General features: G+C 44.3%; 20 protein-coding genes. 13 read left to right on the top strand and 7 right to left on the bottom strand.

Annotated features, from left to right (window positions below; genetic code table 11):
- The first annotated feature begins 82 nt into the window (after positions 1–82).
- Both xseA and xseB read left to right on the top strand, forming a co-directional pair.
- Positions 83–1,399 (top strand): exodeoxyribonuclease VII large subunit, encoded by a 1,317-nt coding sequence (gene xseA, locus KI659_RS11675; protein WP_213945533.1) that lies wholly within the window; start codon positions 83–85, stop codon positions 1,397–1,399.
- On the top strand, positions 1,389–1,586 hold the full coding sequence (gene xseB, locus KI659_RS11680) for an exodeoxyribonuclease VII small subunit (protein ID WP_213945534.1): 198 nt from the start codon (positions 1,389–1,391) through the stop codon (positions 1,584–1,586). Before xseA ends, xseB begins: the two co-directional genes overlap by 11 nt.
- 68 nt (positions 1,587–1,654) lie before the next feature.
- On the opposite strand, the gene KI659_RS11685 is transcribed toward xseB, so the two are convergent.
- Positions 1,655–2,170, bottom strand: coding sequence for a gamma carbonic anhydrase family protein (locus tag KI659_RS11685; RefSeq protein WP_213945535.1), 516 nt, complete (start codon positions 2,168–2,170; stop codon positions 1,655–1,657).
- Positions 2,171–2,363: 193 nt separating this feature from the next.
- Between KI659_RS11685 and KI659_RS11690 the strand changes: the two genes are divergently transcribed.
- Both KI659_RS11690 and pabB read left to right on the top strand, forming a co-directional pair.
- A complete protein-coding gene (locus tag KI659_RS11690) occupies positions 2,364–3,083 on the top strand; it encodes a YceI family protein (protein ID WP_213945536.1) in 720 nt (239 codons plus the stop codon).
- A 70-nt stretch (positions 3,084–3,153) separates the two neighbouring features.
- Positions 3,154–4,383 (top strand): aminodeoxychorismate synthase component I, encoded by a 1,230-nt coding sequence (pabB, locus tag KI659_RS11695; RefSeq protein WP_213945537.1) that lies wholly within the window; start codon positions 3,154–3,156, stop codon positions 4,381–4,383.
- A gap of 197 nt (positions 4,384–4,580) precedes the next feature.
- Here pabB and KI659_RS11700 read toward each other — a convergent pair whose 3' ends face one another.
- Genes KI659_RS11700 through KI659_RS11710 form a run of 3 tightly spaced genes read right to left on the bottom strand, consistent with a single transcriptional unit; the run spans position 4,581 to position 5,786 of the window.
- The gene (locus KI659_RS11700) at positions 4,581–5,069 is read right to left on the bottom strand and encodes a copper resistance protein NlpE N-terminal domain-containing protein (protein ID WP_213945538.1); all 489 of its coding nucleotides are present in this window, start codon (positions 5,067–5,069) and stop codon (positions 4,581–4,583) included.
- 25 nt (positions 5,070–5,094) lie between these two features.
- Positions 5,095–5,433: a hypothetical protein gene (locus KI659_RS11705; RefSeq protein WP_213945539.1), complete on the bottom strand. Its 339-nt coding sequence runs from the start codon at positions 5,431–5,433 to the stop codon at positions 5,095–5,097.
- On the bottom strand, positions 5,430–5,786 hold the full coding sequence (locus KI659_RS11710) for a hypothetical protein (RefSeq protein WP_213945540.1): 357 nt from the start codon (positions 5,784–5,786) through the stop codon (positions 5,430–5,432). The genes KI659_RS11705 and KI659_RS11710 overlap by 4 nt, the downstream gene beginning before the upstream one ends.
- A gap of 113 nt (positions 5,787–5,899) precedes the next feature.
- Here KI659_RS11710 and dinB point away from each other — a divergent pair, with 113 nt between their 5' ends.
- Together dinB and KI659_RS11720 are read left to right on the top strand one after the other, a co-directional pair.
- Positions 5,900–6,970, top strand: a complete 1,071-nt coding sequence (dinB, locus tag KI659_RS11715; protein ID WP_213945541.1) for a DNA polymerase IV — start codon at positions 5,900–5,902, stop codon at positions 6,968–6,970.
- A 37-nt stretch (positions 6,971–7,007) separates the two neighbouring features.
- Positions 7,008–7,193, top strand: a complete 186-nt coding sequence (locus tag KI659_RS11720; protein ID WP_213945542.1) for a hypothetical protein — start codon at positions 7,008–7,010, stop codon at positions 7,191–7,193.
- 52 nt (positions 7,194–7,245) lie between these two features.
- Here KI659_RS11720 and tamL read toward each other — a convergent pair whose 3' ends face one another.
- Complete coding sequence (gene tamL / locus KI659_RS11725; RefSeq protein ID WP_246535384.1) at positions 7,246–9,534, bottom strand: translocation and assembly module lipoprotein TamL; 2,289 nt, start codon at positions 9,532–9,534, stop codon at positions 7,246–7,248.
- A complete protein-coding gene (locus KI659_RS11730; RefSeq protein ID WP_246535385.1) occupies positions 9,527–14,662 on the bottom strand; it encodes a translocation/assembly module TamB domain-containing protein in 5,136 nt (1,711 codons plus the stop codon). The genes tamL and KI659_RS11730 overlap by 8 nt, the downstream gene beginning before the upstream one ends.
- Before the next feature lie 231 nt (positions 14,663–14,893).
- Between KI659_RS11730 and miaB the strand changes: the two genes are divergently transcribed.
- The 6 genes from miaB to KI659_RS11760 all read left to right on the top strand — a co-directional run bounded on the left by miaB (position 14,894) and on the right by KI659_RS11760 (position 20,884).
- Positions 14,894–16,351, top strand: a complete 1,458-nt coding sequence (miaB, locus tag KI659_RS11735) for a tRNA (N6-isopentenyl adenosine(37)-C2)-methylthiotransferase MiaB (protein ID WP_213945543.1) — start codon at positions 14,894–14,896, stop codon at positions 16,349–16,351.
- Positions 16,352–16,355: 4 nt separating this feature from the next.
- Positions 16,356–17,651, top strand: coding sequence for a sigma-54 interaction domain-containing protein (locus KI659_RS11740; protein WP_213945544.1), 1,296 nt, complete (start codon positions 16,356–16,358; stop codon positions 17,649–17,651).
- Entirely contained in the window at positions 17,635–18,174 is a 540-nt protein-coding gene (lptE, locus tag KI659_RS11745) for an LPS assembly lipoprotein LptE (protein WP_213945545.1), read from the top strand. Before KI659_RS11740 ends, lptE begins: the two co-directional genes overlap by 17 nt.
- 37 nt (positions 18,175–18,211) lie before the next feature.
- A complete protein-coding gene (locus tag KI659_RS11750) occupies positions 18,212–19,273 on the top strand; it encodes a hypothetical protein (RefSeq protein WP_213945546.1) in 1,062 nt (353 codons plus the stop codon).
- Positions 19,274–19,285: 12 nt separating this feature from the next.
- Positions 19,286–19,663, top strand: coding sequence for a preprotein translocase subunit SecG (gene secG / locus KI659_RS11755; protein WP_213945547.1), 378 nt, complete (start codon positions 19,286–19,288; stop codon positions 19,661–19,663).
- A 222-nt stretch (positions 19,664–19,885) separates the two neighbouring features.
- Complete coding sequence (locus KI659_RS11760) at positions 19,886–20,884, top strand: sterol desaturase family protein (protein ID WP_213945548.1); 999 nt, start codon at positions 19,886–19,888, stop codon at positions 20,882–20,884.
- A 198-nt stretch (positions 20,885–21,082) separates the two neighbouring features.
- On the opposite strand, the gene KI659_RS11765 is transcribed toward KI659_RS11760, so the two are convergent.
- Complete coding sequence (locus KI659_RS11765; protein WP_213945549.1) at positions 21,083–21,790, bottom strand: hypothetical protein; 708 nt, start codon at positions 21,788–21,790, stop codon at positions 21,083–21,085.
- A gap of 201 nt (positions 21,791–21,991) precedes the next feature.
- Between KI659_RS11765 and KI659_RS11770 the strand changes: the two genes are divergently transcribed.
- Positions 21,992–22,270 carry a co-chaperone GroES gene (locus KI659_RS11770; RefSeq protein WP_143961663.1) on the top strand — a complete coding sequence of 93 codons (279 nt, stop codon included), beginning with the start codon at positions 21,992–21,994 and terminating at the stop codon, positions 22,268–22,270.
- The last annotated feature ends 53 nt before the right edge of the window (positions 22,271–22,323 follow it).

The raw sequence follows: 22,323 nt of genomic DNA on the forward strand, positions 1-22,323 counted from the left end.
CGAGATTAAAAGGAGTTGCACTAGCAGCTCCTTTTTTGTGTTTCAGAGCCTGTATTGTTGTAGACATTTGTTAATTTGCGTTATGCAAAACCCCATGACGCTTTTTGAGCTAAACCAGCTTGTAAAACAAACCTTAGATCGAAACCTTGCACCTGCCTACTGGGTGGTGGCCGAAATCAGTGATTTCAAGGAAGGCGCCCGCGGCCATGCCTATTTGGATCTGGTAGAAAAAACGGGCAACCAGGTAACCGCTAAAATGAGAGCCAATATATGGGCTTTCACCTATAGGGGATTAGCTGCGCGGTTTAGGGAAATGACTGGGCAGAGCCTTCAGAATGGCATGAAGGTGCTGGCTCAAGTGACCGTGCAGTTCCATGAATTATACGGGCTAAGTCTCAACATTCGGGATATCGATGCCAATTTCACCATTGGAGAAAGGGCCAAGCGTAAGCAGGAAATCATAGAAAAGTTGGCCAAGGCAGGTCTATTGGAAACCAACAAGCAGTTTTCTCTACCCTCTGTCCCCCAAAAAGTGGCCATCATCAGTTCTGCGACTGCGGCCGGTTACGGGGATTTTATCCAACAGGTGGAAAACAACCGGCATGGCTATAAGCTTCATTACAAATTATTCCCAGCGACCATGCAGGGACATGATGCGCCCGATTCCATCATTGCGGCCTTGAAAAGTATAGAACAAGAGCAGGAAAACCAGCAGTATCAACTCATTATTCTTATCCGAGGGGGTGGCGCCCAGATTGACATGGATTGTTTTGATGATTACGAGTTGGCCAAAGCCATTGCCCAAATGAGAATCCCCGTGGTGACCGGTATAGGGCATGAGCGCGATGAGTGTATAGCCGACTTGGTGGCCCATACCAAGGTAAAAACCCCTACTGCGGTGGCTGAATTTATCCTATCCGGTTTCCAGGAATTTGAGGAAACCCTCAATTTTAACCTCAAAAAAATTGAAAGGGCCGCCAACTTTTACCTTACAAAGGAAAAACAGACACTCAGAGACAGGGAGCACATTCTGATCAATCTTTTCAAGAACCAAATCCAAACGGCCAATCAATACTTGGACTCGGCTGCCCGGCACATTAACAGCCAGTGCCAGGGTAGAATACAATATAACCGACGAGAAATCGACAATTTGGCAGGCAGACTTCAGCGACAGGCAAAGGTCTTATTGCAACAGGAATCTACCAAGCTAGAAGGGCTGGAAAAAGACCTGAATAGACTTGATCCCGTGTTCTTCATGAAAAGAGGTTACACGCGAACCGAAAAAGACGGGAAGTCCATCGAGCTCGCTACGCTTAAACCTGGCGATAAAATCAGCACCTATACCCTAACCAACAAATTAGAAAGTACTATTACAAATATTGAAGAACATGGAAAATGATATAAGTTACGACCAGGCATTGGCCAGAATTGAGGAAATTGTGCAATCCCTAGAGCAGGACAACAAAAGTATAGACGAGCTTTCGGCTATGGTAAAGGAGGCCAGCCATCTGATCAAAAGCTGCAAATCCAGATTGAAGATGACCGAAGAAGATATCCTGAAGGCTTTTGAGGAGGATAGGGAGTAGAATATCCTGACATCGAGAAATCCTGGCAGGTTTAACAGACTGTCACCAAAACCTGCCAGGATTAATTTTTATTCATCCTTGAACCACTGGGCGTACATGGGGTAATTGTTGGAAGTTCTTTCGATGACTTCTTTCATGTTGTCCCCGGTATCTTTGACTTTTTTGGCAGGCATGCCTGCATAAATGCTGTTCGCCTCCACTATGGTGTTGGCCAAAACAACGGCTCCAGCGGCAATGACTGCACCGCTATGGACCACTGCCCCATCCATTACAATCGCACCCATCCCAATCAACACATTGTCATGAATGGTGCAACCATGCACAATTGCATTATGCGCAATGGACACCCTGCTTCCAATATAGGTTCCGGCTTTTTGATAGGTACAGTGGATAACCGCCCCGTCCTGAATATTGGTGTAATCCCCAATACGGATTTCATGAACATCACCACGCACGACCGCATTGAACCACACGGTGCAATGTTGGCCCATGATGACATCCCCTACTACGGTTGAATTTTCAGCCAACCAGCAGTCTTTTCCAAATTGGGGAGCTTTACCCCTCACGCTTTTAATTAATGCCATGTGTTGAATTTGATGTGATTTTGTGATTTTTGAGGCGGGAGCCGGAAGACCGGAGACCGGGGACCGCAATGCCTATTTTTTAATTTTAGGTAAAACTACTTTTTTTATATTATTTACGGAACTTTGGGATGCGATTTTGAATTTACATGTATATACATTAATTTTACCCGTACATAAAATCAAACAACCCATTATGAGAGTTTTAAAAATGACAGGTTTGGCTTTGGCCACCGGATTGATGCTCGCTTCTTGCGACCAGGGAAATACAGTAGAAACCAGAGATGCCCAAGAGGTGGCCAATGGTGAAGGTATGGCATATACTGTGGACACACAGGCAAGCCAGGTAACTTGGACAGGCTACAAGCCAGCAGGTAAGCATTATGGTACTATCGCCATCAAGGATGGTGAATTGAATGTGGATGGCAACAACATCACTGGTGGCCGCTTTGTAATGGACCTTACCGCTCTTGAGATCGAAGACTTGAGAGGTGATGAGGAAAACTATCAGAAACTTTATGGACACCTTCAGTCTCCAGACTTTTTTGACACAGAAAACCACCCTGAGGCTGTATTTGAAGTAACTGGTGTGGAGCCTTTTACTTCTTCTGATGATATTCAGGATGAAGAGGAGTATGAAACTGACAACACTCCAAAGTCTAGCTCTGAGCAGGCTATCGACAATCCTACCCACTGGATTTCCGGTAACTTGACCATGAGAGGCAACACCAAAAACATCAAGTTCCCAGCCAGAGTGAACATCAATGATGGTTCGGTAACGGCAAAAGCTGGTTTCAATATCGATAGAACCCAGTGGAAAGTAGCTTACGGGGACGAGAGCTCAGTAACTGACAAAGCCAAAGATTCATTCATCTACAACACCGTGAATGTTGGTTTTGAATTGAACGCCAACTAATTAGAAGTTGCCCACATAGAAAGAGGAGCCAAAAGGCTTCTCTTTCTTTTTTTAGTGGTATTTTTATGACATGGTCAAACAAGTAATTTCTGATTATAACCCGAAAGATTTTGTAAAGATCCTGACATGGGCATGCGATAAACATCCCTATTCGGCATTTTTCACCAACAACAATATTCCATATCCCCATGATGGATTCAAAAAGGTGCTATTTGCCGGGGATGAGTCTGTAAGCTTTGATGAGATAAGAGAAAATGCAGATCTGGTAGGCATCTTATCCTATGATTTAAAAAATAGCTTTGAACAGCTGAAGAGTGAGAATCCTGCCATCCTCAAGCATCCCATAAGCCTGTTTTTCCGCCCTTCGCTTAAAATTGAATTTACGGAAGGATCCATTATGATACATGCTGCGCATCCCGAGCAAATATGGGCGCAAATTAAAAACTTTACCCAGGAGCAAAAAGGCACTGCGCTAACCTCTCTTACGGCATTGACGTCAAAGGAACAATATCTCGAGCATGTAGGACGAATCAAAGACCATATTGAAGAGGGTGATGTATATGAAATGAATTATTGCATGGCTTTTCAGGCTGAGGTGCAAAGCTTATCCCCAATAGATTTATTTTTAAAGCTCAACGCCAAATCCCCAATGCCTTTTGCGGCGTTTTTAAAAACGAATGACCAGTATTTGATAGGTGCCTCTCCGGAAAGATTTCTCAAAAGAGAGGGTTATAAATTAATTGCCCAACCCATAAAAGGCACTGCTAAGCGCGGCCAGGATGACCTTGAGGATCAAAAACTGAAAGAGGATCTACTGAATTCAGAAAAGGAAAGAGCGGAAAATCTGATGATTGTGGACCTGATGCGCAATGATTTGAGCAGGGTTTCCAAAACCGGGTCTGTGGAGGTGGAGGAGCTTTTTGGTATCTACACCTTCAAAAACTTACACCAAATGATCAGTACGGTGTCATCCACCCTAAAAGAACCAATTTCCTTTCCAGAAATTATTTCAAAAACCTTCCCCATGGGTAGCATGACCGGTGCTCCGAAAATCAAATGCATGGAATTGATTGAGAAATATGAGAATTTCAAAAGAGGCTGGTATTCTGGAAGTGTAGGCTATCTGGAAAAATCCGGCGATTTTGACTTCAATGTCATCATTAGGAGCATATTCTTTGATGAAAAGGCGGGGCAGTTGTATTTTGCGGTGGGAAGTGCTATTACTTTCGATGCGGATGCCGAGGCGGAGTATGAAGAGTGTTTATTAAAGGCTAAGGCGATAATTGAGGTATTGGGTTAGAAACGAGACGGGAGACCGAAGACTGAAGGCCAATTGGCAACTAAGGGAACAAAGTTATAAAGAAGTAGCACAAAGACTTCTTTGCGGAGAATAATTGTAGTGAATATTTTAAGAAGAGATAAAGCACAAAAAAACCTCGATTCAGGAAACCGAGGTTTAAAAAATTAAACTTATCGTTACAAGTATGAAGAAATAAATCAATTTTCCCGTCTAGGTTGTAGATCATAGGTAAGGCCGGATTCCTCATCATCTTCTACAAGTTTTTCCCTGTCGGCACCCAGCACTCTCAGCTGTCCATTTTCTTGGAGCCAAAAATATCGAGGCGCATCGGTCCCAGGGTTCAGCTGGTAAACTACCGCTTCAGAATCTCCTCTATAGCCGGTCAGTCGAGCATACACGCCTTCCAACTCTTCCTCAATATCCCCTTGGGCGGTATTTCTATGAATGGTTTTGATTCTATAATCATTTGTCTCCTGGATGCTATCCTTTTCCAGCCAGAGGGTCACCTCTATTTTATCGCAGTCCACGCAAGGGATTTCCCCTTCAAAGACTAACCACCGTTCGGTGGTTCTTTCTTGGATCGGTGCGGCAATTTCTTGCAAGCCACCTTCTCCTTCCCTGTTTTCACCGTTTCCACAGGATGCTAAGAGGATTACACTAAATAATGCTAATGAAAGTCTATACATGAATATGAGGTTTTAGTTAAAGAAATTATACTTCCGGCTGTCTGGAATGGGCAGCGGGAATATTGATAAATTCTTTAAACCGAAGTTCCTTACTCAGTTTGATATTGATAATTTCCCTTGCCTGCAGGCATGCCATAGAAAAAGATTCGGAAATGACATCCACTCTGAATTCGTTGTGGATCATGTTGATTTTGACAGTAAAGCCAAATTTGGATCTGCTCTCGCTGATTATTTTTTTGATGTCGACATAGACATCCATTAAAAACGGTAGATCTTTTTTATCAAAAGAAAAAGTAGATTTCACTTGGTCTAACAAGGAAGTTTCAGAAAAACTTGGTGAGAAATTGATTGTAGGTTCTATCATGATAATCTATTTTGATAAAGTTCATGTTCGGTAATTATGTCGATAATTTCTTCAAAGTCGTTTTGTATCACCCCAAACACCATCTGGTGGTTGGTTTCGGTAACTTGGTTATAGGTGGCACCGTTAAAATTTTTCAGGTTTGCGATCACCTCCAAATCTTCTGGAAAAGTATTGTGACGGGTAAGTTCATCTGCAGCCTGTCCGATTTCCTGAAGATTTTCATAAACGGTATCTTTGACCTGTTCATTGGATTCAAAAGTCTGATAATCCATCCCCTTTACTTGGGCGAGTACTTCTCCTAAAAGATCTACTATCCGTACTAGATGTTGGTTTATTATTTCTTGATTGTCCATAGGTAAAACTAACAATAGGAAAAACTATTTGTTTTAATTGAAAGATTTATTTTACCAATCAATACCAATTTCGTACCGAGTTTGAAATATACAAGGTTTTTATTAAATAAAAAATGGATGTAAAAAAAATTATTCATGTGGACATGGATGCCTTTTATGCATCGGTGGAACAGATGGATAATCCGGAATTGCGGGGAAAACCGCTCGCTGTGGGCGGGAAAAGCGACCGGGGAGTGGTAGCTGCCGCAAGCTATGAGGCGCGCAAGTATGGCGTAAGATCTGCCATGCCTGGCAAAATCGCGGCATTAAAATGTCCCCACCTTATTTTTATCAAGCCCCGTTTTGAGAGGTACAAGGAAATTTCCACCCAGATCCGGAGCATCTTCTTGGAGTATACCGACCTGGTGGAGCCGTTGTCCCTGGATGAGGCTTTTTTGGATGTCACCATCGCCAAAAAGGGAAAACCTTCCGCCACGTTGATCGCTAAGGAAATCAGGGACAGAATTAAATCGGAGGTGGGTCTAAATGCCTCCGCTGGCATCTCCTACAATAAATTCCTGGCCAAGGTGGCCTCAGATCTCAACAAACCCAATGGTCAAGCAGTGATCCTGCCCGCCGAAGCCGAGTCTTTTTTGGAGCGGCTGCCTATTGAGAAATTTTATGGGGTTGGGGAAAAAACGGCCGACAAGATGAAGAAATTTGGTATTTATACCGGCCATCATCTCAAACAGTTTTCCCTACAGTTTCTGGTCAAACACTTTGGGAAAGCTGGGGTGCATTACCATGACATTGTGAGGGGAATACACCTCAGCGAGGTGAAGCCCGACAGGATAAGAAAGTCCATCAGCGCGGAAAATACCTTCATGGAGGACTTGCATGGACTGGAGCCAATACGGATGGCTTTGGAGCCGATTCTGCAAGATTTGAAAAGACGAATCGAACGGGTGGAAGCAAAAGGACGGACCATTACGCTGAAAATAAAATATAATGATTTTACCGTGCAAACACGGAGTAAGAGTCTTACTTCTTTTATCCCTGAGGAAAAGTATGCCGAAATGATTGAAGAATTATTAAATCAGGCCCCGATCAAACAACCGGTAAGGCTATTGGGTTTAGGTATTTCAAACCTTAACCTCTCAGAAAACCAGGATTATCAATTAAAGATTGAATACACCGATTTTTGAAGGTTATTATTTTAACAACCATAAACCTTACTTAGCTATGAAACTAGGGAAAAATTATTTTGAATTTGGCGTCAAATATGGCGTACCATTGATGATTATAGGTTCCACATTGGCCATGAGAAAAGCCAAAGGACTGGGAAACCTACTTGTTTTCAGTATCGTGACACCGGCCATGCTGGCCTATGTTTACTCGCTATCCAAAGCCAAAGGCGAGATTGACTAGAAAAAACATAGCATAAAATGCAAAAAGACCTCAAACTGAGGTCTTTTTTTGTTTAGAATGGATAGCCGATCGCAAAGTTAAAGATGAGGTTTTCCCGCCTCCACTCACTGCTGCCAATGTCAAAAGTATTGCCCCAGCGTTCATTCTCAGGCAGATAAGGACGTCTTATCGGGGTGGCTATATCAAATCGGATCACAAAGAAATCGATGTCTATCCTCGCACCAAATCCGGTACCCACCGCCAGTTCCTTGTACCACTGCGAAGAAAATGTACCTCCAGGGAGGGCTTCGTTCTCGTTTTGAAGCCAAATGTTGCCTGCATCCAAGAAGAGGGCCCCTTTCAGTACTGAAACTATCGGGAAGCGGTATTCAATATTACCTTCCAAGCGGATGTCCCCCGCCTGATCGAAAAAGGAACCGATGTCAAACTGCTCAGGTCTGTAAGTTCCCGGTCCAAGCGACCTGATCCTAAAGGCCCTAATGCTATTTGGCCCGCCTGCAAAGTATTGTTTTACAAATGGCAGAGACACGGAATTCCCATAAGGGATACCCAATCCGCCGAATAGGCGTGTAGCAATAGTGTTATTGGAGTCAATTTTCCAGTAATATCTGAAATCCACATCCCCTCGGGCGTATTGGGCATAATTAAGCCCAAAAAATGTCGATGGATCTTCTCCAAAAGTCCGGGTGATAAGATTTAAACCATTTCCGGCAATATCAATGGTAGTCCCCACAAAAATGCTGTGGGTACGGTGGGCATCCACCATTTGATTATAGTTAAAGGTATAATTGATACCGGCGATGAACTGCTGCTCAAAACTGTTTCTTAAAAACGGGTTCCCATCAAGAATCGCCTCAAACTCGGGAGAGGCATTGGTCATGTTTACAAAGCTGATGCTGATGGGATTGATCTCGTGGTAGACAAACCTGTTTTGATTCCAGAAGTAGCCATACGAGGCCAAATAACTATAGAGCCTATACAGGTCCCCCCTGTTCAGGTATTCTGCCCCCAAAGACATTTTTGTTTTGGGCACAGAGTAGGAAAATCTTTCACTGATCGGAATAGGAAAGATGACTCGGGGAAAAATAAGGTCTGCTTTCAAGCCCAGCTCCAAGGAATTTAGCCCTTGTCGTTCTCCGGCCGCAATTTGGGTTTCATAGGCGATCTTGGCCGATAGGTTGAGCACCTCGCCCCCATTCCAGAGGTTGCGGTTTTGCAGGGAAACCTGTAGCCCCGGGCCGGCAAAGTTGTTGGATTTTGAAAGCCCTTGAAGCTCGGCCCTAAGTGCCCTTCTGGTAACTGGGGAGAGGTAAATGTTACCGTCTAGCTTTCCATATCCATCTTCGGCAATGCTATCCAGCTCAGAGAATCGCACATTTACATATCTATAATTTCCTATACCACTTAGCCTATTCCTAGTCAACCTGGATTGAGTAGAGCTGTAGGTGTCACCAGGCTGGATCAAAATGTATTCATCCAAAAGGTGTGGCTTGAATACTTTGTTGCCCTGTATGTACTTCTTGTCGTTGATTATTGTGGTATCCAGTTTCCCCCCGTCTTCAAGTACAGAGTAATTAGGGAAAATCTTAATTTCGTTGATTCTGTAGGGAAGGATGCCTGATGAGGGCGCTTCATTTTTTAACCTTAAAAAAAGGTCGATTTTTTTAGCCTCATCCCCACTTGAATCGGCTTCAAAAATCAGGTAGTCGGAATTGAAATTGTAATATCCTCTGGTTTTTAATTCGTTGTCAATTCTGATTCTTTCGGCCTGCAGTTTCTGCAAATCAAATCTGTCTCCTGACTTGATGTCAGCTTCCTCGAGGAGTGCTTTCATCTCCTTTTCGATAGGCAATGAATCCCGGTCGATCTGCACATTGCCGATCAGGTAAGGGGAAGGCAAGTAGGCTTTGAATTCAATTTCGGCAAATTGGTCTTTGCGGATAACCTCAGAGGAGGTCCTGCCAAAGAAGTATCCCATATTTTCCATACGGTTGACCAAAAGCTGTTCGGTTCTCGTGGCACTTATATCGCTTAGGTAAACGGGTTCTTCCCCCAATCTATTTTTCAGAAAACGGTTAATAAAACCCGGCTTTTCCTGACTGCCTTTGTAATGTGCCCAAAGTCCAATCCGTTGCCCTAAAAAGGTGCTGTTCGGCTCGGGTAATAAGGAATTGAGCCTTCCCCGTACTTCGTTGAAGTCTCGCACCTCCCCTTCTTTTATATATTCTACCTCAGATCCCGTGTATAGATACTCCCCTTCGGGAATAAACTTTTTCACGTTACAGGATTCCAGAAGGAAAAAAGTCATGATGGCTATATAGAAAAATAAACTTCTAGTCATTTTCTTCTTGATTTTCTTCAGTTCTACTAGGTGTATTGTTGGAGTTGTTTTCCCTTCTTTCCCTATCTCTTTTTTCCTTCTCGCCGTTTCTGTTTTCTTCTTCTTTCTTAGAAATCGGGTTGACAGGATCACCTTGCTTGGAAAGGTCACTTCCCGACCAAAGCTCTCTAAACATGTTGAACTCCCTATTGAATATCACCGAAATGCCGGTAACGATGAGTTGGCCATCCACGATACTTTCAAATTGGTTTCTTCTAAAACCTCTAAGCCTGTATCTCCCATTTTCGGTCAGCAAGTATTCCACGCTGACATTTCCAATCACTTGGCTGGATTGGTCTTCCATCTGGCTGCTGCCTTCGATATCCATCTGGCTACCTACCTGCACGATGAGGCGGTCATCCATCATCCTTTTCCGGGCACTTACGTTAAGCTGGGTCCTATCCTGGGGGGCTCCGGTCTGATAATCCTGGAAACTGTCCAAATCAAAATCCAGCTCTATACCGGTACCTCCGAGGAGGTTTCCGGCAAGATCGTTCAGCTGACCGGAGAGCACTTGGCTCACACTTGACCTGGCCAGTGTAGACATTCCGCCGCCGGTCCCATCCCCACCTGTATCAGGGAAAAACCGGTTTAAAACCAAGAGGGAGAACACCTGTCTATTCAATTCATCTTCCTGTTGGTTGACCTGTTGTACACGGGTGTACACGTTGCCCCCGATGGCTCCGCGCTGTTCTTCAGGCATATCAAGGCCAAAAGATATTTCGGGTCTTAGCATTTCGCCCTCCACATTCAAGAACACCATAAACGGCAATTCCTGTCTGTAGCGGTTTCTCATATCCGCATCGGCACCCGTAAGCTGGGAGGACATCAATTCAGATGGCGAGGTACGAATCCTATAGATGGCACTTATATCTAGCATAGCATCCATAGGGTCACCTGACCAGGTGATCCTTGAACCCTCATAAAGTTCAAACCTTCTGTTTACCAATTGGTAAAGGCTCATTTCATAATGGCCTTCCATTATTTCATAGGATCCAGACAGATACATCCTACCGTTGGGGTCGATGTCAAAACTAAGGTCTGCCTCTCCCACCACTCGGAGATTGTCACCACTTCTTTCATCAACGACTACATTGAACTCGGCATTTCTATCGATTCCCAAAATGGAGGTCAACCGGAACCCTGAGAAGTTGGTAGCTGCCTCAGGGATTTTTCGGGTCATGATATCATCTGGGTCGGAGCGGTTCACAAATATTACCGTGCCGTCTCTTTCCACCAAGTCCAATTGGGTTTCCGGAACTATAAAGGTCAGTTTGGTTCCCTCCCTTACTTTTAGCCTTCCATCAATAACCGGCAGATTCAAGTCCCCACCGATGGTGACATCCGCATCAATTGCGGCTCTGCCGAAAAAGAGTTCGTTGTCATCACTGGTGGAGTTTATAACCTGAAAATTGGAAGCGGTAAGTCTGAGGTCAAAAGTTGGGTTGGCCATGTCTTCGGTTAATACTTCTCCATCCAAGGTAAAGGCATCCCCTTTTTCATCCAAAATGGTGAACTTATTTACATACAGGCCGGAGTTGTCCACCCTCAAATCCTCTTCTGATAATTTGAATCGGGAATTGAGCTCGGCCACCGTGAATGCCGCCCCGGAAAATTTCAGCACCCCATCGTATTCAAGATCGGCGGTGGTTCCCTGCACATCAACGTTGCCGGATAAATATCCTTCACCATTCAACAATTGATCACCGGAAAGGCCTGTAATGACTTCCATCAATACCTCATTGATGTCCAAATTTAAATTAAGCCTGGCCCCTTCCGGATCGGCTATATAATCTCCTACCAGATCCAAATCAATCCCCCCATCTTTGAGGGCAAGGTTGAAATCATATTGATCTCCTTCCACTGACTTGGCATCCAGGGATAGGTTGCCCAAAAGCACATCCATCGCCCTGAGCTCATTGATGTTCAGATCGGCCAGGATCCCCGTGGCGCCAAATGGCTCCTTGACGACCAGCCTGCCCTTAAGGGCTCCACTAGCAAGCGGTTCATCTGGATTCAACAGGGTCAAGAACGTGCTCAGCTGGAAGTTTTCAAATGTCACCCCAACATGGTCCTCCTCAATGCCTTCTACCCCACAGGTAATATGCATGCGCTGATTGGCCCGTGACCATATGAAATTGTTGAAATTTATGAATTGATCGGCAAGCTGGATTTCGTTGTCCTGCGGTATATCCCAAGTCCGCTTGTTAAACACCAAATCTTCAGGATCAATATGGATACTCAATGTATCCCCCCGGTAGCCTATATCGGTAGCCAGGTGGATAAGCCGCTCTTCCCCGTCAAAGGAATTGAAATCTATAAACAGCCGGTCTCCTTCCACCTCCCCGCTAAAATATGTCCTACCCATGGACACAGGCCCCGTCTCGAGGGCCACCAATCCAAAGCCGAAACGCAAGTCATCCCCCACGCCATTGACCCTAAAGCCTATGCTGTCAATTTCCAGATTGCTGTAATTGACATATGGGAGCAGCATTTCGGCGGCAAATATATTTTCTGCTTCATTGAAATCCACTTCCAGAAAAAGAGAATCCATTTCCTCCAGCCCGGGGAGAAAGACCTCATTCAGCAATTGCGTCTGCCAAAATGCCATTTCCATCCGCATTTCCACCGGTTTCCCGATTGTATCTGTGTACACCGAATCGGAAAGGTATGTTCTAAACTGCCGCTGGATTCCGGCCACCAGTTCTTCAGGTGATGAATTTGATCTCAATTTGGTAAAAAGCATTTCGCTGCTTAGGTCCACGCTTGTTGAGTCTTCCTTAATCCTAGCCGTCAGACCAAATGGACCCAAGGAATACAGTCTTCTTTCTTTTAAAATTGCGCCTTCCTCAATTCGGGCCGTGACATTATAATCCTCCAAATTCCCTTCAAATGTGGCTGTGAGGTACCCACTTGCCCTCAAGATGTCGCTGGTCATACCTAATTCATATAAATCAGCTCCTTTCAAGTCTAGAATAATTTCAGCTTCGGTGTACACTGAATCTAGGTTAACCCAACCGGTGAAATCAAAATCAAGGTGGTCATTTTCAAGTTCTAGCTCCAGGTCTCCCCTACCGTTTTTCATGGTTCCAGAGATGGAAAGATCGGATAGATCCTGACCGTACATCTGGAAGGTGCGGAAATCGGAAGTCAGATAGGCGTCGAGTTCATTCAAACTTCTACCTTGGCCCTCAGATTCCAGCGAGAAGCTTAGCATGCCCATTTCAGGATCCATCAGCAGTTGTCCTAGATTCAAGTCGATCACGTCCAGCTTGGCCCTGTACACCAATTGGTCTTGGTCTTTATAATAGGCACCAAGATTTATCCTGCTATCCGGCAAAATAAGATCTGCAGTGGCTTCAATTTCGGAGGGACTGCCTGTCACATTGCTTTCCAGCCGGATGTTTTTGGGTAGTCTCACACCCATTTCCTCCTCGTTTACAAAGGCCAAAAGCTCTTCTCTCTCGGACTCAAAAAGGATTTTGTCAAAATTCAGGAAAAGCTTGTCCTCATCGAGAGGGTTTCTGACAAGTCCATTTGCAATCAACCTTGTGCGGTCGGCCCATCGGAGTTCGAAGGAGGGAATTTGGAGCTCGCTTAAGTTCCCGGTGACGTTCAGGTTGCCTCTAAGGGGGTGCTGGGCAGCGGCGACGAAGTATTCATTTTGCCTCAATTCTGGAGCAAACACAAAAGCTTCATCCAGGAAAAGTCGGATGGTGGGAATATTGATTCTCATGCCGGAATTTTCGGGATTGTCCATCAGGTCCTGAAGGGAAGCATAAGTAAGGCCCACATCCCCTTGCAAAGTACTTTTATTGGTTTTTAGGGAAAGATTCGCCAAATCAAATGCCCGCTCGGACACGTTGATTTTCAACCCAAACTCATCCAGTCGAAAACCGCTTTTCTCTACGAAATCAAATCTATCTAAGCGCAAGCCCGCTTCTTGGTCTTTGAGAAACAGGTTACTGACTACTAGGTTGAAATCATCAATAGCTACCGCGTTGGGATTGAAATACCCCTCACGTGGCTCCACATCTCCTGCCTGATAGAGAATCCGGTTGTCCCTCAGGGAAACTTCCCCGATTTCCACTATCCATTCCGGCCATTCAAATGGGGTGGATTCCTGGACTTCCTCGATTGGCTCTTCGGTGGTATCGGCTTCTGTTTCCTCCACCATTTCATCCCGGGTTTTGAAAGTGATGAAACTGTCATGCAGCCTAAACTCCTTCAATAAAATCTTATTCTTTTCCAGGTCCGCCTCCGGAAGGTTGACTCTCACATCACCCAAAAACACATCGGCAAGCATTCCGTCTGGTTCAGATTCATAGAACATTTTTACATTTCTGACCTGAAAATTGTCCAGGATCAACAATGGTAATGCTCCGGCTTCGGTGGTATCTTCATCGGTGGGTTCAAATGGTTTGGTTTGCTTGTAAAAGCCCTCACTGTCCAAGAATTCGACATTTGAAATGTAATAGGACATCTTTTCCATGTCCATCCGCTCTATGTCCACGTTGAGTTGGCCGAGGGTAAAGAAGCTTTCAATGCCCATCACCCCGTCATTATATGTCAGGTGAAAATCGCTGAACCGAATCGGTCCAAGTTCAATTTTCATTGGCTCCCCTTCCTCGTCGGTCACTTCCCGTTCTTCGGTCTGCGGTTCCTCACTGGTAAAAGCATCAATGATGTAGTCAAAGTTGAAGCGTTCGGTTTCCTCATCGCGGTGGACATTGGCCCGCAGGCCGTCCCATTCCAAACGGGGCACGTGGATTTCATTGGAGGTAATCAGAGGCCATAGGGCCACGCCAGTCTCAAGTGAACGGGTGTAGAACAGGGTGTCGCCCTGCTGGTCTTCCATGTAGAAATCCTCAATGAAAAGGTTGCCCCTGAAGGTGAAAAACAGGCGGCCAATATCCACCCTAGTCCCAATTTCACCTTCCAGGTAATTGGTAGCTTTGCTGACGATGATATTCTGCCCCCATGGGCTTCTTATGAATAATAATAGGATGACGATCAGGGTGATCACCCCAACAAAAAACCATCCTAGTATTTTTAATATCTTTATAAAAATTTGCTTTCCTTTTTTCAAACTCTTACAATGCTGTAGGCCAATGATGTTAATAATAAGACTTTGTTGGACTAAATTGTTTTTACAAACAATCCAATATTTTTAAAATAAGTACATAAAATCCATGTCCTGAGACAGTTCATACCCGTTTTTTGAAAAACCTGGGGAATTCTGACAATAAAGATTTATGACTATTTAACTGTCATTTTGTCGGTATTTTCTTAATTTCGCAGTCTGAAAGTAAGGACTATTATGGAGAATATTATTAAGGATATAGATATCATTTCGGCTGAGGAGGCGCAAGCCTGTGATTTTAAGACCACAGCAGACGAGAATACCGGCAAGAGCAAAAGGCTTTACATTGAAAGTTATGGTTGCCAAATGAATTTCTCTGACAGTGAGATCGTGGCTTCCATTATGAAGGAAAACGGTTATGATACCACTTCTGAATTTGAGCTGGCGGATGTGATTTTCCTTAACACATGTTCTATCCGGGACAAGGCCGAGCAGACTGTCAGAAAGCGCCTGAGCCAGTTCAATACGATCAAAAAGGAAAAGCCGGAATTGACCATAGGGGTCTTGGGCTGCATGGCCGAAAGGCTGAAGGAGAAGCTTCTGGAAGAAGAAAAGCTCGTGGACGTGGTAGTGGGCCCAGATGCCTACCGTGACCTTCCCAACTTGGTATCCCAAGCAGAAGAGGGAAGCAAAGGGGTAAACACTTTCCTTTCAAGAGAGGAAACCTACGCCGATATTGCTCCTGTAAGGCTAAACTCCAACGGCATTTCAGCATTTATTTCCATCATGCGTGGCTGTGACAATATGTGCTCTTTCTGTGTGGTGCCTTTTACAAGGGGCCGGGAGAGAAGCCGCGACCCGCACTCCATCGTACAGGAGGCCGAGCAGCTATTTGCCCAGGGCTATAAAGAAGTCACCCTTCTGGGCCAGAATGTGGACAGCTACAAATGGTCACCGGAAGAGAACAACAAAGCTAGACTTAATAAAAAAGGTGAGGTTACCGAAATTGTCAATTTTGCCAATTTACTAGAAATGGTGGCAGAGGTCAGCCCTCAACTTAGGGTAAGGTTCTCCACCTCCCACCCCAAAGACATTACGGATGAAGTGCTTTACACCATGAAAAAGTACGACAACATCTGCAAATACATACACCTGCCTGTGCAGAGCGGTAACAGCAGGGTGCTAGACCTGATGAACAGAACCTACGACCGTGAATGGTATTTGGAAAGAGTATCCAAGATCAGGGAAATCCTGGGAGATGAATGCGGTATTTCATCGGACATGATAGCAGGTTTCTGCACTGAAACCGAAGAGGAGCATCAGGACACCTTGACCATCATGGACATTGTAAAATACGATTTTTCTTACATGTTCTATTATTCAGAAAGACCAGGCACCCTGGCTGCCAAGAAGTTTGTGGACGATATTCCATTGGAAATCAAAAAACGCAGACTCCAGGAAATCATTGATAAGCAGAGCAAGTTGAGTCTTGAGAGAAATCAGATGGATGTGGGCCGGATTCAGGAAATCCTCGTCGAGGGTACTTCAAAAAGATCTGAGGAGCAACTGAAGGGCCGAAACTCTGCCAATAAGGTGGTCATCATACCGGCAGGCGACTTGAAGCCGGGCGATTATGTGAAGGTAAAAATCACCGATTGCACTCCTGCCACTTTATTCGGGGAGGTTGTAGCATAAGCTTATGATTAAAGATTCTGAAATATTATCCGTCAAGCAACGGTACGGAATTATCGGCAACAGCCCCCTACTCAACCATGCCATCCGGGTGGCCATGCAGGCTGCTCCTACGGACATGACCGTACTCATCACCGGTGAGAGCGGTAGCGGGAAGGAGTCATTTTCCAAAATCATCCATTCCCTCAGCACCAGAAAGCACGGAAAATTCATTGCCATCAACTGTGGGGCAATCCCGGAAGGCACTATAGACTCTGAGCTTTTTGGTCATGAAAAAGGCTCCTTTACCGGTGCCCATGAAGCCCGAAAGGGATATTTCGAGGTGACCGATGGTGGCTCAATTTTCCTTGATGAAATCGGCGAAATGCCTTTGGGAACCCAAGCCAGGTTGCTGCGGGTTTTGGAAAACGGGGAATTCATCAAAGTCGGGAGTTCGAAAGTACTCAAGACCAATGTACGGGTGATAGCCGCCACCAACGTTAACCTGATTAAAGCCGTAGAAAAAGGCAAGTTCAGGGAAGACCTGTATTACCGTCTCAACACGGTGCCGATATATGTGCCCCCGTTGCGTGAGCGAGGCGAAGATGTGGTTTTGCTTTTCAGGAAATTCACCACTGACTTTTCTGAAAAATACCAAGTCAAGCCTATAGCTCTGAATGCCGAAGCCCAGCAGTTGCTGATAAAGTTTCCTTTTCCTGGAAATATTCGTCAGCTGAAAAACCTTGCTGAGCAGATCAGTTTGTTGGAGACCGAAAGGGACGTGGACGCCATTACCCTTTCCAAATATCTGCCTACAGACCAGTCTAGGCTGCCGGCTGCCTATGTAGGCTCATCGGCAGGTGCTGAATCGGCTGATTTCTCCGAAAGGGAAATTCTATATAAAGTTCTTTTTGATATGAAAAAGGACATGACAGAGCTTAAAAAGCTGGTGTTGGAGTCCTATCATTCTGGCGGACTGAACCAAAACATCATCAAGAAACACCAGACCTTATTTGAGGACATGGATAGTTCTCAGCCTTTTGACAGTAGCCAAGGCCCTTCTTCCTCCCTCCCGTTGGTATTGGATTCCAGCAATTCCAGTAAAGAAAAGGAGGATTATTCAAACAATTATGAGGATGACTCCATAGAGGACATTATCCACGAGGAAGATGACAATTCACTTTCTATTGAGAAGAAAGAAAAGGAATTAATCATCAGAGCGTTAAAGAAACACAACAATAAGAGGAAATACGCAGCCCAGGATCTTGGCATCTCGGAGCGCACCTTATACAGAAAGATTAAGCAGTATGATATCAGTGAATAAAAAGGCTCTTCTGACGCTGTTCATTCCCATTTTTTTATTCTCGGCTTGTCGGATTGAATACAGTTTTACGGGTACTACCCTGGATTATGACGTGACCAGGACCTTTTCGGTAGAAAACTTCTTCAACGATGCCGGAGGCGGGCCGGCGAATATGGGCCAGCTGTTTACGGAATCCTTGAAGGAATATTTCCAGCGTAACACCCAGCTGGAGCTGATCAGGACCAATGGGGACCTGCAATTTGAGGGATCAATCACACGATACAGCATTGATCCCCAAGCAACCGTAAGTAGCCCAGACCCCAACCTTCCAGACCGGGCAGGCCAGATGCGTCTGAGTATCGCGGTTCAGGTGGACTTTGTCAATATGCAAAATGACGAAGAAAGCTTAAGCCGAACTTTCTCCTTTTTCCAGGATTATGACCCAAGAAACACCTCCTTGCTACAGGTGGAAACAGAATTAATCGAGGTGATATTCGAAAACATTATTCAGGATATTTTTACCGCCACTGTAGCCAACTGGTAAAAAAATGTTTAATTTGGAATCTAAACCACTGTAAACCGTGAACTCAAGTCAATTTTTATCGCTTATTGAGAAAGGCAACGAGCTTCAAAGGGATGATCTGCACCACTTAATAAAGCTGCACCAATCCTTCCCTTACTTCCAGATACCGATGGTGCTGGCGGCCAAGATTGAGTATGCCCGGGATTCCACGAATGAGGAATTCCTACATTGGGCGGCAGCTTTAAGCCCCAACAGGGTTTGGCTCAAGAAAATACTGGAGCAGGATATTGACTTCAAAAAAGTTTACACGGAACCGGTAATTGAGAAGATAGAGGAACCTGAGGTAAAGGATCAGCCGGAGATCATAATCCCACAGGAGGCCCAGAATGAACCTTCAGGTGACCAACCGGAAATTGTTGAAAGTCAGGAACAGGCTGATAAGAAGGAGGAAAAACCTGAAATCGTAACTTCTCCTGAGGAGGCAGAAAAAGAAACCCAGAAACCTAGACTTATTACCGGGGAGGAGGTCAAGAGCAAAACTGAAGAAGAAAAACCCGAGGTAAACCTAGAGCCGGCCAAAGAGGATGAAGATAAAAGTATCATAGAACCCCTACCCGGCCCTCCGAGCAACCGGGTGGATATCTTGAGACAGCTGGAGGAGAACCTATCAAAACTTAAGAAGGAAACACCTTCAAATAGCCCAGATACGCCAACGGAGAAGAAAGCGGAAGTGGACCCTGATGCCAAGCCTGCCCCTAAGAAAAAACCTATCAAAAGGAAAAAGCGGCAGACGGATGAGATCCTAGAGTCCATCAAGAAGAGGGACAAAAAGGAAATCAAGGACACCAAAAAGCTGGCTCAAAGTGATATAATCAAGGAGTTTAGCAAAAAATCCATCAAGATGGCAGCCATTCGGGAAAACGAGGATGTAAACAAGCTTGAGGATCTGTCCACGAAAAGTACGCAGATAAATGAGAGGCTGGTATCTGAATCATACGCCAAATTGCTTACCCAACAAGGCAAAACCGCTGCGGCCAAGGAAATATATCAAAAATTAATTTTGAAATTTCCACAGAAAAAAGCTTACTTTGCGGACTTAATGAAGAAATTAGAAGATTAAAATATATAGATTATGTTTACTATAATTATTAGCATTACCCTTATCCTTGCCGTATTATTGATTTTGGTGATTTTGGGTCAAAACTCAAAAGGTGGAGTTGGAGCGGCATTTGGTGGAAGTGCTTCTCAGATTATGGGGGTTACCAAAACTGGTAATATTTTGGAGAAAGCCACATGGGTATTGGCCATTGGCATCCTATTGCTTTCACTAGGTTCTACTGCATTCTATGACACCAGCGCAGGCAGCAACTTTGTGTCTCCAAATGTGGAAAGCGCAAGACAGCAAAGAGGCGTGGCTCCTACCTTCGGTGGAGAAGGCCAGCAGCAGGAATTGCTTCCATCCCAGGAGGCTCCAGCTACAGAAGAGCAACCACAAGAGGGCGGAGAATAATAAAATCCGTATCAAAACTTTCAATAAGGCTATTTTCGAATAGCCTTATTTTTTTGCGGTCACTTCAAATCTGAATACTCCAATTTAGTTTTTTATTATATTTTATGCACATTTTTATATATTTATCAAAGACTCTCCATTTTTCTTTGCTTGGATTGTGCCAATATTCTTTGTAAATTAAGGGTTATATAAAAACCAATTACAAACTAACTACCATCATTTATGTTTGAAAATCACCTAACCCTAGAGGAAATAGGCGTGCATGACTGGCCAAATATTATCCTATGGGCAGCTCCTGTGATGTTTGCCCTAGTGTTTCTGGAATGGGGAATTAGCCTCTACAAAAATCAAAAGGACGCCTATGACAAAAAAGATTTCCTTGCCGCTTCTACAATTGGCTTTATCAATGTGGGTATAAGCGCACTAATCAAAGTAGCCATCTTTGGTATTGTACTTTTCTTTTGGAACGTTGTACCTTGGAAAATTCCAGCTACTTGGTGGTCTTTCATCGCCTGCTTTATTGCTATTGATTTTGCCAGATACTGGGCGCATAGGATTTCTCACGAAAACCGCTTTTGGTGGGCAACGCACGTGACCCATCACAACTCCAAAAAATACAACTTTTCGGTATCTTTCCGCTTGAGTTGGACCCAGCATATTAAATTCATATTCTTTGTACCAGTGGTGATGATGGGTTTTGATCCATTTGTGTTTTTCATCTGTCATCAAATTGCCGTGCTTTACCAATTCTGGATCCATACTGAATATATTAAAAAGCTGCCAGCACCTATCGAATACATTTTCACCACGCCTAGCCACCACCGTGTGCACCATGCCAGTGATGAAAAATATTTGGACAAAAATTACGGTTCCACCTTTATCATTTGGGACAGGATGTTTGGCACCTTTATGCCTGAGGAAGAAAGACCGACTTATGGTATCACTAAGGAGCTGAATACCTACAACCCAGTAACCTTGGTTTTCCATGAATTTGTAGATATCTGGAAAGACTTGAGACAGGCTGAAAACGCGAAGGAAGCCAGAGAGATACTGTTTGGCAGACCGGGTGCGGAAGTCATAAAAAATAGGACTTTAAGAAGACAGCAAGAGGCTTTGGCCAAAGTTGAGGCGCAACATGGAGAGGAGAAAGTCATCGCCTCCCCTCCTTCCCCAGGGCTTCATGAGAAATCTTTGATGAAGAAGAAGAATGGGTATCCTTGAGGAGAAGGAAACCCATTCTCGGAAACTAAAGGGACACAGTGTTTCTCAGAGTTTGCCAAAGAGTTGCACAGAGCCTTTCCGTCGACAAAACAGGCCTCTTCAGTGATAGATGTTGAAATTATTAATAACAGTAGGGTCAGATACAAATAGAATGTGCCACTTAAGAAAAAACACCGGGTATGAAGCCCGGTGTTTTTTTTATGGTATATGCTGGAGCAGCAGTCTTTTGCTGATTGGAATTAGGCTTTCGTCTAGGGGTACCTGATGCCTGGAGTGGATTCGCCAGGTGGCAGGGTTGGGCAGTTCCTGATAGGTTCTGGCCAAGTCAAGCTTGATTTGTTCAATGGTATTGACCAGACTCCTATTGACGCGCTTTACGAACTTCAACAAAATTGATCTGAATTTATCCATGCTATACTGGAACAGGCTGACCTCATAGCGGTAAATATAAATTTGGCTATCCTTTTCCTGAGTCAGCAACACATATCCTTCCCTTTGATAAATGGGTGTGAGTCCCACAGACTCGATTTCCAGATGCTGCTCGATAAAATTATAAATATCTTTCCCGCTTTCGATATGAGATTTGAGCTTTGGGATGGCAAACTCAATTATTTGCTCAAGTTCCTGCATCATTTCCCCATCTTCTACTAATTTTTCGTAATTGAGCTTTAATTTGGAAATATCCGTACCTGTGAGCTTTTTGGGAAAAGCATTGTTGAGGTTGGATTTTTGTTTTTGAAAAGCTGAAAGGGTCTGATGCTGCTTGATCAAATCTCCCAAAACCGGATAAAGCTTGACATGGTCAAATTCTTTTTTGGCATGTTGCAGGTAGGCGAGCAGCAGGTATTTTTTGTACTCAAAATCAACCAGCCCTTCGGCAAACCAATTGTCTGACAAAGTTTTCATAGGCTAACATTTTTAAAAATTTACAAAAAAACTGACAGTTTATCGCACTGTCCCCTAGAAAAATTGACAGTAATAATGCCAATTAATTTTGCTTCTGACATGGCTACTGGGCAAAGAAGGACTTTATGTCAGTATTTAGGCCATGGCACATAAAATGCAATGAGAGGGATAAAAGAAACTAACCTTTAAAAATTAATAACTATGTCAAAAGTGAACATCAGACCACTTGCAGACAGAGTTCTGGTAGAACCTGCTGCTGCTGAAGAGAAAACTGCATCTGGACTTTACATCCCGGACACTGCGAAAGAGAAGCCACAAAAAGGCACCGTAGTAGCAGTTGGAAACGGCAAAAAAGATGAACCATTGACTGTACAAGTTGGCGACACCGTGCTTTACGGAAAATATGCCGGCACCGAGCTATCTGTAGACGGTAGCGATTATTTGATCATGAGAGAAGCGGACATCTTCGCTATTCTTTAATCAATCTCATTACCCTCAAAAACAAGTTCGAAAACTTAAAAAATTCATTCAAA

The sequence above is a fragment of the Litoribacter ruber genome (assembly GCF_018449405.1).
Taxonomy (GTDB): domain Bacteria; phylum Bacteroidota; class Bacteroidia; order Cytophagales; family Cyclobacteriaceae; genus Litoribacter; species Litoribacter ruber.

Bases quoted from the DNA above. Each gene is read 5' to 3' on its own strand.
- xseA (WP_213945533.1), top strand. From the start codon at position 83: ATGCAAAACCCCATGACGCTTTTTGAGCTAAACCAGCTTGTAAAACAA.
- xseB (WP_213945534.1), top strand. From the start codon at position 1,389: ATGGAAAATGATATAAGTTACGACCAGGCATTGGCCAGAATTGAGGAA.
- KI659_RS11685 (WP_213945535.1), bottom strand. From the start codon at position 2,170: ATGGCATTAATTAAAAGCGTGAGGGGTAAAGCTCCCCAATTTGGAAAA.
- KI659_RS11690 (WP_213945536.1), top strand. From the start codon at position 2,364: ATGAGAGTTTTAAAAATGACAGGTTTGGCTTTGGCCACCGGATTGATG.
- pabB (WP_213945537.1), top strand. From the start codon at position 3,154: ATGGTCAAACAAGTAATTTCTGATTATAACCCGAAAGATTTTGTAAAG.
- KI659_RS11700 (WP_213945538.1), bottom strand. From the start codon at position 5,069: ATGTATAGACTTTCATTAGCATTATTTAGTGTAATCCTCTTAGCATCC.
- KI659_RS11705 (WP_213945539.1), bottom strand. From the start codon at position 5,433: ATGATAGAACCTACAATCAATTTCTCACCAAGTTTTTCTGAAACTTCC.
- KI659_RS11710 (WP_213945540.1), bottom strand. From the start codon at position 5,786: ATGGACAATCAAGAAATAATAAACCAACATCTAGTACGGATAGTAGAT.
- dinB (WP_213945541.1), top strand. From the start codon at position 5,900: ATGGATGTAAAAAAAATTATTCATGTGGACATGGATGCCTTTTATGCA.
- KI659_RS11720 (WP_213945542.1), top strand. From the start codon at position 7,008: ATGAAACTAGGGAAAAATTATTTTGAATTTGGCGTCAAATATGGCGTA.
- tamL (WP_246535384.1), bottom strand. From the start codon at position 9,534: ATGACTAGAAGTTTATTTTTCTATATAGCCATCATGACTTTTTTCCTT.
- miaB (WP_213945543.1), top strand. From the start codon at position 14,894: ATGGAGAATATTATTAAGGATATAGATATCATTTCGGCTGAGGAGGCG.
- KI659_RS11740 (WP_213945544.1), top strand. From the start codon at position 16,356: ATGATTAAAGATTCTGAAATATTATCCGTCAAGCAACGGTACGGAATT.
- lptE (WP_213945545.1), top strand. From the start codon at position 17,635: ATGATATCAGTGAATAAAAAGGCTCTTCTGACGCTGTTCATTCCCATT.
- secG (WP_213945547.1), top strand. From the start codon at position 19,286: ATGTTTACTATAATTATTAGCATTACCCTTATCCTTGCCGTATTATTG.
- KI659_RS11760 (WP_213945548.1), top strand. From the start codon at position 19,886: ATGTTTGAAAATCACCTAACCCTAGAGGAAATAGGCGTGCATGACTGG.
- KI659_RS11765 (WP_213945549.1), bottom strand. From the start codon at position 21,790: ATGAAAACTTTGTCAGACAATTGGTTTGCCGAAGGGCTGGTTGATTTT.
- KI659_RS11770 (WP_143961663.1), top strand. From the start codon at position 21,992: ATGTCAAAAGTGAACATCAGACCACTTGCAGACAGAGTTCTGGTAGAA.